We start from the raw sequence: 994 nt of genomic DNA, 5'->3' as shown, positions 1-994 counted from the left end.
GTGTGGGAGCGCGAGATGGGGCGGCTGCGGGTGCTCGTGAACGCGGTCGTGCGGGCGGAGGGGGAGGAGGAGTTCCCCGAGGGTGAGACCTACCCCGTTCACCAGTTCCCGGAGATCACCGAGTTCCTGCACGAGAAGTGGGCGGGCGGGGGCGAGCCCAACGCGTGGGTCGAGACGGCCGACGCGTCCGCCGGCGACCCCGCGGCCGGCTTCTGCCACCAGCGCGTGGCGGCGCTGCGGCGGCGCGGGCGCGGGTCGTGCGTGGTCGCGCCGATCGTGATGCGCGGGCAGGCGTGGGGGGAGCTGTACGTGGCCCGGCCGGCCGGGACGCCGGCGTTCGGCCGCGCCGACGCCGACTTCGCGACCGTGCTCGCCTCGGTGGTCGCGGCCGGCATCGCCCAGACGGAGCTGCTGGAGGAGGTCCGCAAGCTCGCGTTCACCGATCCGCTGACGGGGCTGGCGAACCGGCGGGCCGTCGACATGGGCCTCGACGAGGCGGTGGAACGGCACCGGGAGTCGGGGGCGGTCGTCAGCCTGGTCGTCTGTGACCTCAACGGCCTCAAGCGCGTCAACGACTCGCTCGGCCACGCGGTCGGCGACCGGCTGCTTGAACGTTTCGGCTCGGTGCTGTCGCTGTGCGGCGCGATGCTGCCGGGCGCGCTGGCGGCGCGGCTCGGCGGCGACGAGTTCTGCCTGCTGGCGGTGGGGCCGTCGTCCGACGCGGTGGTGAAGGTGGCCGAGGACCTGTGCGTACGGGCGGCGGAGATGGACCTCGGCGAGGGCGTCGCCTGCGGGGTGGCCTCGACCGGCGACCCGATCGGGCCGGTACGGACCGCGCGCCGCCTCTTCCGGCTGGCGGACGCGGCGCAGTACCGCGCCAAGGCCGCGCGCTCCACGCTGCCGGTGGTGGCGGGGCGCGACGGAGCGGTGGTCCGCCTCGCGGACGCGGTGCCGCCCGCGCCCCACGACCGGCGGCGGTTCCGGGGGCGGGAGC

Annotated in this window: 1 protein-coding gene; it reads left to right on the top strand. The window is 76.3% G+C overall.

What is annotated here, in order from left to right:
• Nucleotides 1-994 (top strand): diguanylate cyclase domain-containing protein (locus E2E34_RS34600; protein WP_138905755.1); only part of this gene is annotated, 994 nt, incomplete at both ends.

Source organism: Streptomyces albidochromogenes, assembly GCF_005981925.1.
Taxonomy (GTDB): Bacteria; Actinomycetota; Actinomycetes; order Streptomycetales; family Streptomycetaceae; genus Streptomyces; species Streptomyces albidochromogenes.
This window is presented reverse-complemented; position numbering and strand designations above follow the sequence as displayed.